This window comes from Williamsia sp. (assembly GCF_016462415.1).
Classification (GTDB): domain Bacteria; phylum Actinomycetota; class Actinomycetes; order Mycobacteriales; family Mycobacteriaceae; genus Williamsia_A.
On record NZ_JAEMTF010000032.1, the window covers coordinates 1 to 13,564 of the forward strand.

At 67.2% G+C, this 13,564-nt stretch carries 15 protein-coding genes; 6 read left to right on the forward strand and 9 right to left on the reverse strand.

The genetic code is table 11. The features are described from left to right. From pstB to JHC79_RS10060, 6 genes are all read right to left on the reverse strand, one after another. Window positions 1-746, reverse strand: a 746-nt coding sequence (gene pstB / locus JHC79_RS10035) for a phosphate ABC transporter ATP-binding protein PstB (RefSeq protein ID WP_296390205.1), incomplete at its 3' end; no start/stop codon positions are given. Between the two features lie 61 nt (window positions 747-807). Further along, window positions 808-1,707 (reverse strand): phosphate ABC transporter permease PstA, encoded by a 900-nt coding sequence (gene pstA / locus JHC79_RS10040; protein ID WP_296390207.1) that lies wholly within the window; start codon window positions 1,705-1,707, stop codon window positions 808-810. Next, a complete protein-coding gene (gene pstC / locus JHC79_RS10045; protein ID WP_296390209.1) occupies window positions 1,704-2,735 on the reverse strand; it encodes a phosphate ABC transporter permease subunit PstC in 1,032 nt (343 codons plus the stop codon). The genes pstA and pstC overlap by 4 nt, the downstream gene beginning before the upstream one ends. 163 nt (window positions 2,736-2,898) lie before the next feature. Next, window positions 2,899-4,008: a phosphate ABC transporter substrate-binding protein PstS gene (gene pstS / locus JHC79_RS10050; RefSeq protein WP_296390211.1), complete on the reverse strand. Its 1,110-nt coding sequence runs from the start codon at window positions 4,006-4,008 to the stop codon at window positions 2,899-2,901. 238 nt (window positions 4,009-4,246) lie between these two features. Further along, complete coding sequence (mshD, locus tag JHC79_RS10055; protein ID WP_296390213.1) at window positions 4,247-5,188, reverse strand: mycothiol synthase; 942 nt, start codon at window positions 5,186-5,188, stop codon at window positions 4,247-4,249. Beyond that, window positions 5,178-5,954: a response regulator transcription factor gene (locus tag JHC79_RS10060; RefSeq protein WP_296390215.1), complete on the reverse strand. Its 777-nt coding sequence runs from the start codon at window positions 5,952-5,954 to the stop codon at window positions 5,178-5,180. The genes mshD and JHC79_RS10060 overlap by 11 nt, the downstream gene beginning before the upstream one ends. Before the next feature lie 137 nt (window positions 5,955-6,091). Here JHC79_RS10060 and JHC79_RS10065 point away from each other — a divergent pair, with 137 nt between their 5' ends. The 3 genes from JHC79_RS10065 to JHC79_RS10075 all read left to right on the forward strand — a co-directional run bounded on the left by JHC79_RS10065 (window position 6,092) and on the right by JHC79_RS10075 (window position 8,427). Then, the gene (locus JHC79_RS10065) at window positions 6,092-7,033 is read left to right on the forward strand and encodes a DUF2993 domain-containing protein (RefSeq protein WP_296390217.1); all 942 of its coding nucleotides are present in this window, start codon (window positions 6,092-6,094) and stop codon (window positions 7,031-7,033) included. Window positions 7,034-7,282: 249 nt separating this feature from the next. Beyond that, window positions 7,283-8,116 carry a sulfurtransferase gene (locus JHC79_RS10070; RefSeq protein ID WP_296390219.1) on the forward strand — a complete coding sequence of 278 codons (834 nt, stop codon included), beginning with the start codon at window positions 7,283-7,285 and terminating at the stop codon, window positions 8,114-8,116. A 2-nt stretch (window positions 8,117-8,118) separates the two neighbouring features. Beyond that, window positions 8,119-8,427 (forward strand): DUF1416 domain-containing protein, encoded by a 309-nt coding sequence (locus JHC79_RS10075; protein WP_188491494.1) that lies wholly within the window; start codon window positions 8,119-8,121, stop codon window positions 8,425-8,427. A 69-nt stretch (window positions 8,428-8,496) separates the two neighbouring features. On the opposite strand, the gene JHC79_RS10080 is transcribed toward JHC79_RS10075, so the two are convergent. Then, window positions 8,497-8,880: a nuclear transport factor 2 family protein gene (locus JHC79_RS10080; RefSeq protein WP_296390223.1), complete on the reverse strand. Its 384-nt coding sequence runs from the start codon at window positions 8,878-8,880 to the stop codon at window positions 8,497-8,499. Window positions 8,881-8,949: 69 nt separating this feature from the next. Between JHC79_RS10080 and JHC79_RS10085 the strand changes: the two genes are divergently transcribed. The 3 genes from JHC79_RS10085 (at window position 8,950) to JHC79_RS10095 (ending at window position 10,945) form a co-directional block, all read left to right on the forward strand. Beyond that, window positions 8,950-9,435, forward strand: coding sequence for a MarR family winged helix-turn-helix transcriptional regulator (locus tag JHC79_RS10085; RefSeq protein WP_296390225.1), 486 nt, complete (start codon window positions 8,950-8,952; stop codon window positions 9,433-9,435). Window positions 9,436-9,630: 195 nt separating this feature from the next. Next, complete coding sequence (locus JHC79_RS10090) at window positions 9,631-10,305, forward strand: FABP family protein (protein ID WP_296390227.1); 675 nt, start codon at window positions 9,631-9,633, stop codon at window positions 10,303-10,305. Between the two features lie 91 nt (window positions 10,306-10,396). Beyond that, window positions 10,397-10,945: a DinB family protein gene (locus JHC79_RS10095; protein ID WP_296390229.1), complete on the forward strand. Its 549-nt coding sequence runs from the start codon at window positions 10,397-10,399 to the stop codon at window positions 10,943-10,945. 294 nt (window positions 10,946-11,239) lie between these two features. On the opposite strand, the gene cydC is transcribed toward JHC79_RS10095, so the two are convergent. Then, entirely contained in the window at window positions 11,240-12,910 is a 1,671-nt protein-coding gene (gene cydC, locus JHC79_RS10100; RefSeq protein WP_296390233.1) for a thiol reductant ABC exporter subunit CydC, read from the reverse strand. Next, a partial coding sequence (locus JHC79_RS10105) for an ATP-binding cassette domain-containing protein (protein ID WP_296390234.1) occupies window positions 12,903-13,564 on the reverse strand: 662 nt, incomplete at its 5' end. The genes JHC79_RS10105 and cydC, both read right to left, overlap by 8 nt.

Genomic DNA, 13,564 nt, shown 5'->3' on the forward strand with positions numbered 1-13,564 from the left:
GTCGCGCGCTGCTCGGGGTTGGAGAACATCGTCTCGGTGTCGTTGACCTCGATGAGCTGGCCGGGCTTGCCCGTTGCGGCCAGGTTGAAGAATGCCGTCTGGTCACTCACACGCGCAGCCTGCTGCATGTTGTGGGTGACGATGACGATCGTGTAGTCCTTCTTGAGCTCGGTGATCAGGTCCTCGATGGCCAGCGTCGAGATCGGGTCGAGAGCAGAACACGGCTCGTCCATCAGCAGGACCTCGGGCGAGACCGCGATCGCACGCGCAATGCACAGACGCTGCTGCTGTCCGCCGGACAGACCACCACCGGGCTTGCCGAGGCGGTCCTTGACCTCTTCCCACAGGTTCGCGCCGCGCAGACTGCGCTCGGCGATCTCGTCGAGTTCCTTCTTGTTGCGCAGGCCCTGCAGCTTGAGGCCGGCCACGACGTTGTCGCGGATCGACATGGTGGGGAACGGGTTGGGGCGCTGGAACACCATGCCGATGGTGGAGCGGACGCTCACCGGGTCGACGGAACGACCGTAGATGTCCTCGCCGTCGAGCAGCACTTTGCCCTCGACGCGGGCACCGGGGGTGACCTCGTGCATGCGGTTCAGCGTGCGCAGGACGGTCGACTTGCCGCAGCCCGACGGACCGATGAAGGCGGTGATGGAACGCGGCGGGACATCGAGGCTGACGTCCTTCACGGCGTGGAACGCGCTGTAGTAGATGTTCAGGTCTTTGAGGTCGAGACGCTTTGCCATGGTGTCGCTTTCGTTCGAGTCGTTCGAATGTCTGTGGGGCCGAGAGGCCGTCGGAGGAGGGTCAGGCCTTCTTGGGGGCGAACAGGCGGGACACCAGCTTGGCGCCGAAATAGATCACCGCGACGATGAGCACGAGGGTCAACGCCGCGCCCCAGACCTTGTCGAGTGCGTCGGGTCCGTTGTTGTACTGCTGCACCATCATCAGCGGCAGCGACTGCTGGTTGCCCTCGAACGGGTTGTTGTTGATGGCTCGGGTGGAGCCCACCAGGATCAACACCGGGGCGGACTCGCCCATGACTCTCGCAACCGAGAGCATCACGCCCGTCACGATTCCGGAGAGTGCCGTCGGCAGGACGATGCTGACGATGGTGCGCCATTTCGGCACACCCAGCGCGTAGGACGCCTCGCGCAGATCCTGCGGGACGATCTTGAGCATCTCCTCGGTGGACCGCACGACGATCGGGATCATCAGCAGCACCAGGGCCAGCGCCACGACGAAGCCGGAGCGGGGCAGGCCGAGGGTGGTGCGCCAGACGGCATAGATGAACAGCGCGGCGACGATCGACGGCACACCGGAGAGGATGTCGACCATGAAGGTGGTGAAGCGGGCCAGCACCGACTTGTTGCCGTACTCGACGAGGTAGATGGCGACGAAGATGCCCACCGGGATCGAGATGACCGCGGCCAGCAGAGTCTGCTGCAGGGTGCCGACGATCGCGTTGAATGCGCCGCCGTGCAGTTCGTCGAACTGCCACCACTCGGCGGACAGGATCGGGCTGATACCCCGCACGACGAGGGTGACGAGCAACCAGACCAGCGGGGCGAGCGCGATCAGCAGCGCCGCCGAGACCAGCACGAGGGCGGTCTTGTCGGTGAGCTTGCGTCGGCCGGTGACCTTGGTGAAGCCGGACGGATCCCGCTTGACCGGACCCAGACTGGGGCTCTCGAGGGTGGCAGTCATGACTTCGCCTTTCCGGCGACGACCGAGCGGGCCGCGGCATTGACGATGAAGGTCAGCACGAACAGGGTCAGGCCGGCGGAGATGTAGGCGCCGGTCTTGATGGGCGAGTCGAACTCGGCGGCGTTGTTGGCGATCTTGGTCGCGAACGTCTCACCGCTCTCCATCAGGTTGAAGTCGAGCGGCCCCGCGGTGGAGATGATCAGCAGCAGTGCCATCGTCTCGCCGAGGGCGCGGCCCAGGCCGAGCATCGAGCCGCTGATGTAGCCGGAGAAGCCGAAAGGCAGCACCGAGACCCGGACGACCTCCCACTTCGTCGCACCGAGGGCGAGGGCGGCCTCGCGCTGCGCGGTGGGGGTCTGCACGAAGACCTCGCGGGTGACCGCGGTGATGATCGGCAGGATCATCACGGCGAGAACGATTCCCGCGGTGAGCAGGGTGCCGCCGGTCGAGAGGTTGGCGACCTGCGTCGGCTCCTGGAAGAACGGCAGGAACGAGAGGTTGTCGACCAGCCACTGGTCGAGGGGCACCAACGCGGGCCCGAGGACCAGGATGCCCCAGAGGCCATAGACGATCGAGGGCACCGCGGCGAGCAGATCGACCAGGTAGGTGATCGGCCCGACGAGACGCTTCGGAGCGTACTGGGTGAGGAAGATCGAGATGCCCAGCGCGATCGGCATGGCCAGGATCAGCGCGATCACCGACACGACGAGCGTCGCGTAGAAGAGGTTGGCGATACCGAACTGGAGCTCGTCTCCGGAGGTGACCCAGTCACCGGTGTAGGTGAAGAAGTTCTCGGAGTTCTTCAGCAGCGCCGGGACGGCCTGGATGATCAGGAAGATCGCGATCAGGGCGATCAGTACCGAGATGACGATGCCGGAGCCGACCGAGAGCGTCCGGAAAATACGGTCGCCGAGTCGGATGACCGACCCCTTGCCCGGGGCGTCGGGCTTGTCGGCGTTGTCCCCGGTCGGTTCTGGGCCGGGTACGACTCCGGCCATCGGGTCCGGGCCGCTGATCGATGACGTCATGGATCCTTCTGAGTCAGCCGTCTGGCCGGCGCGCAAGCTGCCACCGTGCACTTCGGTCATGAGCAATGTCTCCCAAGTCTCTCAACTGCGTCCGCGGGGCCGCAATGTCGCGGCCCCGCGGGCGTCAGATGTCGTTCTTCGATCTGGCCCGAACTCCTTCGGGTCAGCCCAGTGCGTCGACGGTTCCCTGCAGGGTCGTCTTGTAGCTGTCCGGCAGGGCGACGTAGCCCTCGTCGGCCAGGCCTTCCTGGCCGCTGTTCAGGATCGTGGTGAACGCGGACTTCAGGATCGCGCCCTTGTTGCCGGTGTAGCCCTTCGAGCAGACGATCTCGTAGGTCGTGAGCAGCAGCGGGTACGCGCCCGCGGTGTTGGTGGCGAAGAGCTTGTCGGTGTCGACGACCAGGTCCTTGGATCCGGGGGTCTTGAACGTCACGTTCTCCAGCGCCTTGCCCGCGGTCTCCGAGGTCAGCTTGGTCGCGCCCGAGCCGAAGTCGAGCTGCGACAGGCTGAGCTTGTTCTGCTCGGCGAAGCCCCACTCGACGTAGGTGATCGATCCGGGGGTCTTCTTCACGGTGTCACCGACGCCGGTCGACTTCGACGCGGCCGAGCCGCCCTGGCCCTTGAACGTCTTGTCGTGCGCGTACGGCCAGTCCGCCTTGGCGGTGTCGCCGAGGAAGCGCTGGAAGTTGTCCGTGGTGCCCGAGCTGTCGCTGCGGTGGACCGGGACGATCTTGTCCGACGGGAGGGTCTTGCCCGGGTTGAGCGCGGCGATGGCCGGATCGTTCCAGGTGGTGATCTTCGAGTCGAAGATCTTCGCCAGGACGCTGGGGTTCAGGATCAGGTCGTCGACGCCGCTGAGGTTGTAGGCGATGGCGACCGGGCCCGCGACCAGCGGGATGTGCCATGCGTCGTTGCCCGCGCAGCGGGTCTTGGCGGTGGCGGCCTCGTCGGTCTTGAGCGCCGAGTCCGAGCCGGCGAAGTCGACGTCGCTGCTCAGGAACTTCTTGACGCCGTCGCCCGAACCGCTGCCGGTGTAGTTGAGGACGATGCCGCCGTTGCTGGCGAGGACGTCCTGGAACTTCTCGACGGCCTTCTGCTGCGCGGTCGAACCCTCGCCGCTGACGGCCTGGCCGCTGAAGCTGTTGTCGCTGCTGGCGTCGCCGGAATCGCTTCCGCCTCCGCCGCTGCAGGCCGACAAGGTGAGTGCGGCCGCGACCACGATGCTCGCGGCGACTCCTCCGCTGCGGGCAGCCGAGCTCAGGTTGAGTTTCACGCCAAGGTCCTCCGTTGTGTGCTGGTGCTTGCTCTTGGACTGAAAGCTAGGGCGCAGTGGTGGACGGACCGCCGACAAAGGGTGAACGGGTGGTGAATAGATCAGCCCTCAACATGGTCGGTCGGCCAACACGCGGCACAACGCATCCGCGCAGGTGAGAACCGTTTCCGAAGGCAACGAATCAGAGTGAGCAAGCACACACTCACGGCGGGCCGGGAACGCTCGGGTTCCCGGGCTCTCAGCCGTAGGCGACGTCGATGGAGTGCTGGGTGAAACCGAGTCGCTCGTAGGTGTGCAGCGCGGCAGCGTTGTCGCCCTCGACATACAGCTCGACCTCGCCGAGACCGGCGTCCTCGAGGTACCGGATACCAGCGAGGGTCAGGATCCGGCCGAGTCCGCGGCCCTGGGTGCCGGTGTCGACGCCGACGATGTAGACCTCGCCGAGCGCAGGCTCGTCGTCACCATCCGGGTTCGTCACCGCCGGGTGCACCTTGGTCCAATGGAAGCCCAGCAGGGTGTCGGGGTCGTTCCGGTCGAAGACCAGGAACAGTCCCTTCGGGTCGAACCAGTCCGAGCCCGTCCGCGCCGTGATCTCGTCGATCGACCAGCCGCCCTGTTCCGGATGCCAATCGAACGCGGCGTTGTTGACGCGCAGGATCTCGGCGTCGTCGCCGCTGCCCGCATAGGTCCGCAACACCAGATCGTCAGGGATGTCCAGGGGCGGCAAGGGATTGGCGGAGTCCCCCAGCGGTCGTCGCAGCGAGAGGAGTTCGCGTAGCGCGGTGAGCTCGAGCTTCCCGGCCAGCGCCTTCGCGCCGGGCAGGTCGCCGTGGGCCCAGATACGCGCGGACTCCGGTGCCGCGTCGAACGCGGATCGGACCAGCACGAGACCGTGCCCGCGTCGGCGGTGGTCGGGGTGCACGGTCGCTTCGATCATCGCCGGTTCGTCGTCGCGACCCGGGGTGATGTTGGCGTAGCCGACCAGCGATCCGCCCTCGGACGAGCGTCGCACAACGTGCATCACCCCGCCGGAATCGATTGCGGCGCGGGCCTGTTCGGACAGACCATCGACGCCGTCCGCTCTCGCCACAGCAGCGACGAGGTCACGGGCGGCCGACGCGGTCTCCGAATCGAGGCCGTCGACGATCTCGACACCCGACTCTGTGGAGTCAGTTGCCATTGCTGATCGGGCTCATCACGGTGTCGTCGAAATCGGTGTCGGTCGACTCGTCGTCCGGGTCGTCAGGGGCCGGACCATCGGGAGCCTCACCGCGCCCACGACTCGGGCGGACCGCCTTGTATCCCACGTTGCGGACCGTGCCGATCAACGACTCGTGCTCGGGCCCCAGCTTGGCGCGGAGGCGTCGGACGTGGACGTCGACCGTTCGGGTGCCGCCGAAGAAGTCGTAACCCCACACCTCCTGCAGCAGCTGGGCGCGGGTGAAGACCCGGCCGGCGTTCTGCGACAGGTACTTCAGGAGTTCGAACTCCTTGTAGGTGAGGTCGAGAGGACGCCCGCGCAGCCGCGCGGTGTAGGTGCCCTCGTCGATCACCAGATCGCCCAGGGAGACCTTGCCGCTCGACTCCTCGGCGGCCACTCCCCTGGTGCGCACCACCAGCAGGCGTAGACGCGTGTCGAGCTCGGCCGGACCGGTGTTGGGCAGCAGGAACTCGTCGAGCCCCCACTCCGCGTTGACCGCGACCAACCCGCCCTCGGTGAGGACGGCGACCACGGGCACCGACGACCCGGTGCTGCCGAGCAACCGACACAGACCGCGCGCGGCGGCCAGGTCGGTTCGGGCATCGACGATCGCCACGTCGGCGTTGCCCGCCTCCATGAGCGAGGACACCTCGGTGGGAACGACGCGAACTGTGTGAGCCAGCAGTGACAACGACGGCAAGACGGACTCAGGGGTGGGATCGGCTGTCAGTAACAAGAGATCCACAAACCACTCCGATCTCAATTGATCGCCATATGTACGCTGGCTTACCAACGTGTGCGAGACAGGTGTCAGAATAACCGCAATATGGCCGGAGCCTGTTACCGGCCGTTGATCCGGCGCTGTCGAACGGAGGGTCTCGGGTGCGCAGGACCCTCACTTTTCTCGCCCTGGGCCTGATCCTCGTGGTCGTCGCGCTGCTCGGGATCGACACCGGATTCGCCATCAACGCGGAGCGCAGCTTCGCGCGATCGCTGCCGAATGTCGCCGACGGCGAGAACGGCGTACCGCATCTGCCCTACGAGCCCGAGGTCACCATCTCGGGCTTCCCCGCGATACCGCACCTTCTCGACGGCCACTACCCGGCGATCGGTGTCACCGCCCGCGCCGTCGACCTGTCCCCGACGGTCACGTTCGCCGACAAGACCCAGACCCGCTCCCCGCGTTCGTGTGAGCCCGACGATCCCTGCCACGCCGACATCCGAGCCCGCCTGACCGACGTCCGCGTCAACAAGAGGGGCCGATCGCTGACCCATCCGTTCTCGCAGTGGTCCGGCCTGAAGGTGGCAAAGGCCACCACGTCGACGACCCTCGATTCGGTCGCCGTCGGCCGACTTCTCGGGATCACGGACCTCACCGTCAGTACGCCTGCCCCGCCTGGCACGGCCGGCGGCGGCGGGCCGCAGGACGGACTGCTGTCGCGAACGTCCGGAATCGTCCTGACCGGCACAGTGCAGACGCCGCCACCCGATGAACGCGATGTGAAGGTCAGCGTCACCGTCGATCTAGCGGCGCGCGGCACCTCGCTGACGATCACCGCCACGGGTTTCTACGACGGACCCGAGGAGCATTCGACGGCCGTCCTGACACCGGACGAGGCCAAGCGCGTACTCGGGAAGTTCTCGGCGACGATCGGCGGAATCCCGATGGCATGGGGCGCGACGGCAACCTCTGCTCGCAGCAGCGGCAGCGACCTGATGATCGAGGGGACACCCGACCCTGAGTACACCCAATCGCCGTCGCTCTTTCTCAGCCAGGCGGGCGACGTTCACTTCATGTATACGTGCGGCGGCAAGCCCTGCTGAGCCCGCGGTGAGCGATACCAGCACCTTTGTTACCCTCGACCCCATGCTGACGCGCCGTGAGTTCTTGCTCACCCGCCGCCGGGCGATCGACTTCTGTCGATTCGCCACCTGCCGCTGTCGCTAGTCGGGTCTCTCGCGGTATCACCGCCACCCGACCACATCCGTTCCATCCGCGCCGTATCTCCCTGCGCACATCCCACCGATGGCCCTTTGGGCAAACATCACGTACGTCCCTATGAAAGGAACACCATGGCTCGCTCCGATGTCCTGGTCAGCGCCGACTGGGCTGAGCAGAACCTGAACACCGACAAGGTCGTGCTCGTCGAGGTCGACGAGGACACCACCGCCTACGACGGCGGCCACATCGCCGGCGCGATCAAGCTCGACTGGAAGGCCGACCTGCAGGACCAGGTCCGTCGCGACTTCCTCAACCAGGAGCAGTTCTCCGACCTGCTGTCTGCGCGTGGCATCGCCAACGACGACACCGTGATCCTGTACGGCGGCAACAACAACTGGTTCGCCGCCTACGCCTACTGGTATTTCAAGCTGTACGGCCACAAGGACGTTCGCCTGCTCGACGGTGGACGCAAGAAGTGGGAGCTCGACGGCCGCCCGCTGTCGACCGACGCCGTGTCCCGCGAGGCGACCTCGTACAAGGCCGAGGCCCCCGACCTGTCGATCCGCGCGTTCCGCGACGAGGTCATCGACGCCATCGGCACGAAGAACCTGCTCGACATCCGTTCGCCCGACGAGTACTCGGGCAAGATCCTGGCGCCGGCGCACCTCCCGCAGGAGCAGAGCCAGCGTCCCGGCCACATCCCCGGCGCGGTCAACGTGCCGTGGAGCAAGGCCGCCAACGAGGACGGCACCTTCAAGTCCGATGACGAGCTCAAGGAGCTCTACGACGGTGTCGGCATCGATCCCGCCAAGGGCACCATCGCCTACTGCCGCATCGGCGAGCGTTCGTCGCACAGCTGGTTCGCACTGACCCAGCTGCTCGGCTACGACAACGTCAAGAACTACGACGGCAGCTGGACCGAGTACGGCTCTCTGGTGGGCGCCCCCATCGAGCTGGGAGAATAGACATGTGTGCAGCACCGAAGCAGGGACAGAAGTTGCCCGCTGGAGTCGACGTGGAGAAGGAGACCGTCCTGACCGGTCAGGTTCTCGACGCTGACGGATCCCCGGTGGCAGGCGCGTTCGTCCGCCTGCTCGACGGGACCCGCGAGTTCACCGCCGAGGTCGTCGCGAGCGGAACCGGTGATTTCCGGTTCTTCGCCGCGCCCGGCACGTGGACCATCCGCGCGTTGTCGTCGCGGGGCAACGGTGAGACCACCGTGACCCCGGACGGAACCGGCGTGTTCGAACACGACGTGACGGTCGCCCCGGCCTGATCCACGTCACCTCGACGACGAGTCGCCCCCATCGCATCGCGGTGGGGGCGACTCGGTTCTGTGCGCGGCCTACCGCGGATCGAGGAACGTGTAGAGCGCGGTGAACCGGCCCGCCCGGACGTGCCCGACGTCCATGCCGCTCACCACCGCGGGCCCACCGTCGGGCCCGAGCGCCCAGGACACGCGACCGAGGTCGTCGATCACGGCGGGTTCGACGGCGACGGTGAACGTCAACCCCGGTGCGTCGAGCTGCAGCGTCCGGATCTTGGCGTCGATCGCGTCGTGTCCGGACACCGAACCCTCGGCGTCGTAGAAATCGGCGTCCGGGGCGTACAACGCCTCGACAAGCTCGCGGCGGGCGACGTCGTCGGTGGTGTTGAACACCTCGAGTACGTTGCGGCGCATGGCATCTGCGATCACATCGGGCGAATCAGTGCTGGTGGTTTTCGACACGTGAACCTCTAGGGTGATGATCGGAGGGCGGACGTCGCCCGAATGATCCGTGACCCGAAAGTACATGACATGTCACGTAAAGACCAGTTGCGGGACACGCCCTGGCTGACACCGACGCAGGCGCAGACATGGCGTTCTTACATGGGGTTGTCGTTGCAGATGACCTACGAGATGAACCGTCAACTCTCCGAGGACGCGGACCTCTCGCTCGCCGACTACTCGGTGCTCGTCGCCTTGGCCGACAGCCCGGACGGGCGACGTGGGCTCACCGATCTCGCCTCCGAGATCGGCTGGGAACGCAGTCGGCTGTCCCATCACCTGAAGCGGATGTGCGCCCGCGGCCTGACCGAACGGCACCCGTCGACGACCGACGGCCGGGCGACCGACGCGACACTGACGCCGGCCGGCCGCGTCGCGCTCGAGTCCGCGGCCGCCGGTCACGTCGACCTGGTGCAGCGACTGTTCTTCGCGCCCCTCGCCGCGCAGGACGTCGTGTCGCTCGGCGAGGTCCTCGATCGGCTGCGAGTCCACGTGCGCGACGCAGGCACCCTCTGACCGTCCGACGAGTACCGGCGTGACGCGGTCTCGAGGTTTCGTCGTAGAATCGATGACGTGGTCATCTTCTTCGAAGTCCTGCTGGTGTTGGCGACCCTCGCGATCGTCTGGTTCGGCCTGTACACGCTGTACCGGTTGATCAACGACGAGTCGTGATCCGCACGCTCACTGCGCTCACACCTCACCAGGACACACATGCCGACCGCTGACGAGTCCGGCGCGGATCCGACGCCGCCCGTCATCGCGGGTAACGACGCGATCGCTGCCGCCGAGGAGCGCGCCGCGCGTACCGCCGACGCCAACATCCCCAACCTGACCGGGCTCCCGTTGCCCGACGACACCGCCAACCTGCGCCAGGGCCCCGATCTGCATCCGGGTCTGCTCGGGCTGCTCCCCCTGGTGGGCGTCTGGCGCGGTCTGGGTGAGGGCAACGACCCGGCCTCGGGTGAATACCACTTCGGACAGCAGATCGTCATCAGTCACGACGGGCAGAACTACCTGAACTGGGAGTCCCGCTCCTGGGTGATCGACGACGACGCCCAGTACGTCGGCCCCAGCCTGCGCGAGTCGGGGTTCTGGCGGATCAGCGGACCCGACAGCGACGAGACCATCGAATTCCTTGTGACGCACGCCGAGGGATGGATCGAGTTGTTCTACGGGTCACCGTTGAACCAGACATCCTGGGAACTGGTGACCGACGTCGTGATCACCTCGGCCTCCGGCACAGCCGACGGGCGTCAGATCGGCGGCGCCAAGCGTCTTTACGGTCTGGTGGAGGACGGCGACCTCGCCTATGTCGAGGAACGTGTCGATGCCGACGGCGACCTCGTCCCCCGACTCTCGGCGAAGTTGCAACGCCACATGGGATGACCTCCCGTCAGTGATGTAGCACTACTGCGACGTGTCAGATACTGGACTAAGGGTTGATGCGCGCACTGCCTGTTGGTGAGAAGCTGACAGAATGATGATTGCGAGCGCGAATGTGCCGGGCGAACGCGAGACGCTGATCGAGATCTACGGAGATCAGCGCAAGGCGCTCCTCGTCACCCTCGACGGGCTCTCCGAGGACGATGCACGCAAGGCATCCACCGTCAGCGAGTTGACCCTCGGTGGTCTCGTGAAGCATCTGACCAATCTCGAGCAGTACTGGATCACCACCATCGCCGAGGCCGATCCGGACGCCGAGTTCGACGTGGCCGGCGCGGAGAACGCCTACACGCTGACCGCCGACGACACTTTCGAGTACTGGCTGGCCGAATACCGCGACCAGGCCCAGCGCACCGACGAGTTCATCGCGACCGTCCCCGATCTCGACCTGTTGATCCCGGTCCCGACCGCGCCGTGGGCGCCGATCCGCCAGCATCACACCGTGCGGCGCATCCTGCTGCACCTGTTCCGTGAGACCGCACAGCACAGCGGCCATGCCGACCTGATCCGTGAGGCGATCGACGGGCAGAGCACCACGATGACGATGGCGTCGGACGCCAACCGGAGTTCCGACCGGGCCTGAACGCCCCCGGACATGGGACGACCCCCGCACCGCTCTGTGAAGGAGCCGGGCCTGTCAGGACATGACAGGGATGCGGGGGCCGGGCGACCACCTGGGATTCGCTGGGTGACGGCGCCGCTGTCACGTCATCCGTGACGGGCGGTTTCGCACCGGGGAACCCGGGCAACACGCCACCTAACTGATGGTCACCTCACGTGTCCATATGTTTTTCAACTGCAGACCACCTCCTTCCTCGTGTACGCACGACGCTACGCGCGCTCCGACCGGTCGGCAACGGATTAATCGAGTCGAGCGTTACGCGGCCCGCGAACGCGACCGCGCCTGTAGGCGTTGACAACCGAGATCGACCACGCGGGCCGTACCGGTGTCCGAGGGCAGTCGGTGCGTCACGAGGACCACGGTGCGACCCGGCTCGACGAGACCGCTGTCGGGGTCGAGAAGGGCCCGGTGCACACGGTCGGACTCGGTGCGGTCGAGGTGCTCGCACGGCTCGTCGAGCAGCAGCACCGGCGCCGGGTTGACCACCGCCCGCGCGAGCAGCAGCCGTCGCCGTTGCCCGGCGCTCATCGCGTCGGCGCCGCTGTCGAGGACGGTGTCGAGACCGTCGGGCAGACCAGCCACCCAGTGCCCCAGACCGACCGCGTCGAGAACGTCGTGCAGCAGCTCGTCGCGCGCGTCACCACGGGACACGAGCAGGTTCTCCCGGACCGAGGTCGCGAACACGTGTCCGTCCTCTCCGAAGTAGCGAACCGCATCGTCGAGCGTGGCGCCCGACGCGCGCACCGTGCCTGCGATCGGTTCGAGAAGGCCTGCGAGCGTGAGCAACAGTGCGGTCTTGCCGCAGCCGCTCGGGCCCACGACCGCGATCCGCTCACCGGGCTCGATGGCGTCGAGGTCGGTGTCGGGGCCGACGGCCGTGGTGTGCCGGTGGCCCCATCGCAGACCGTCGGTGCGCAGCGTCGGCGTGGCGGTGATCGGAGCCGGTCGGGGTACGGGCGCGGGGTCGGTGACGAGCCCGGCACCGTCGACGAGATCCATCACCCGCGCCGCGGCGAGCCGGCTGCGGTGCAGCTGCCTACCCGCGTCGATGAGCGAGCCCGCGGTCTCGAAAGCGCTGAGCGGCAGCAGGATCAGGACGCCGATGGTGGTGGCGTCGGACGTCGAGCTCATCCCGACGGCGATCAGACACGCGATCAGCGTCGTGACTGCGAGGGCGGCGGGCATCACCGCGGCGGCAAGCGATTCGATGCGTCGGCCGCGGTCGTGGGCGGCCAGCGCACGTCGTTCGGCGTCCTCGGCTCGACCCAGCAGCCAGTCCCGGCGGTCGGCCACGACGAGTTCCGGTGCGTGCCACAGCAGTGTGGTGGTGATCTCGGTGACCTCGTCGCGCGCGGTGTGGGCGTCGCGTTCGGAGCGGGCGGCACCCGCGGCTGCGGCAGCGGGGGCGAGGACTCCGGCGAGTACCCATGCGCCGGCCATCGCGACGCCGGCCCACGGCGAGATCCACGTCATCACCGCGACGGCGGCGATGGCGGTGACCGCCGCGGAACCGATCGGGATGAGTCCGCGGATGAGGGCGTTGCCCACCTCGTCGATGTCGTCGCCACTGCGCGAGACGATCTCGGCGCGACGCAACGTCACCGAGTACGACGGCGACCCACCGGCCAGCGCGCGATACAGCCGCGCACGCGCGGTGGCCATCGCGTCGAGCGCGAGGTCGTGCGTGGCCAGGCGTTCCAGATAACGCAGCAGCGCACGCGAGATGCCCAGTGCGCGAACGGCGGTGACCGCCACCGACAACGCCAGTACCGGCGGCATCTGCCACGCCCGGGTGATCAGCCATGCCGACAGCCCGGCCAGCGCCAGTGCGCTCATCGCGGCCGCCGCACCGAGCAGGAGCGACTTCGCGACCGGTCGGACCCGAAGCCCGAGCAGCCGCAGCGCGCGCATCAGCGGATCAGACATGGACCGCCCCCATCTCGATGACGCGGTCGGCACTCGCGAGCACGGCCGGTCGGTGACTGACGACGATCACCGTGTCGCCCCCGGCGGCGCGGTCACGCAGAGCATCCATCACCCGGTCCTCCGACTCGTCGTCGAGATGCGCGGTGGGCTCGTCGAGGAGCAACACCCGCGCGGGCGAGGCCAGCACCCGGGTCAGCGCAAGTCGTTGTCGCTGGCCGGCAGAGATGCCCACACCGCCCGTGCCGACGGGGGTGTCGATGCCGTCGGGTAGTTCGCCCACGACGGTGTCGAAACCGATGGCCCGAGCAGCGCCGTCGATCGACGAGCGGTCACCGTCGAAGAGCACGAGGTTGTCGAAGACACTGCCGGGCACGACGACCGGCGGTTCGGCCAGCCAGGCGATGTCGCCGATCGCCGGAGCGGTCACGGGAACGCCGCCGATGAGGACGTTGCCCTCGTCGGGGCGGATCAGACCGGCCACGGCCTGCAGGGTGGTGCTCTTGCCGGTGCCGTTGTCGCCGGTGATGACGGTGATCGCGCCGGGTTCACACCGGGCGGTGAGTCCGCGCGGGGCCCACCCGTCGCGGTCGACGACACCGAGGTTCACGAGCTCCACCCCCGCCGGTTGGGCACGTAACGACATCGGTTGGGCAC

Bases quoted from the DNA above. Each gene is read 5' to 3' on its own strand.
- pstA (WP_296390207.1), bottom strand. From the start codon at position 1,707: ATGACTGCCACCCTCGAGAGCCCCAGTCTGGGTCCGGTCAAGCGGGAT.
- pstC (WP_296390209.1), bottom strand. From the start codon at position 2,735: ATGACGTCATCGATCAGCGGCCCGGACCCGATGGCCGGAGTCGTACCC.
- mshD (WP_296390213.1), bottom strand. From the start codon at position 5,188: ATGGCAACTGACTCCACAGAGTCGGGTGTCGAGATCGTCGACGGCCTC.
- JHC79_RS10070 (WP_296390219.1), top strand. From the start codon at position 7,283: ATGGCTCGCTCCGATGTCCTGGTCAGCGCCGACTGGGCTGAGCAGAAC.
- JHC79_RS10075 (WP_188491494.1), top strand. From the start codon at position 8,119: ATGTGTGCAGCACCGAAGCAGGGACAGAAGTTGCCCGCTGGAGTCGAC.
- JHC79_RS10085 (WP_296390225.1), top strand. From the start codon at position 8,950: ATGTCACGTAAAGACCAGTTGCGGGACACGCCCTGGCTGACACCGACG.
- JHC79_RS10090 (WP_296390227.1), top strand. From the start codon at position 9,631: ATGCCGACCGCTGACGAGTCCGGCGCGGATCCGACGCCGCCCGTCATC.
- JHC79_RS10095 (WP_296390229.1), top strand. From the start codon at position 10,397: ATGATGATTGCGAGCGCGAATGTGCCGGGCGAACGCGAGACGCTGATC.
- cydC (WP_296390233.1), bottom strand. From the start codon at position 12,910: ATGTCTGATCCGCTGATGCGCGCGCTGCGGCTGCTCGGGCTTCGGGTC.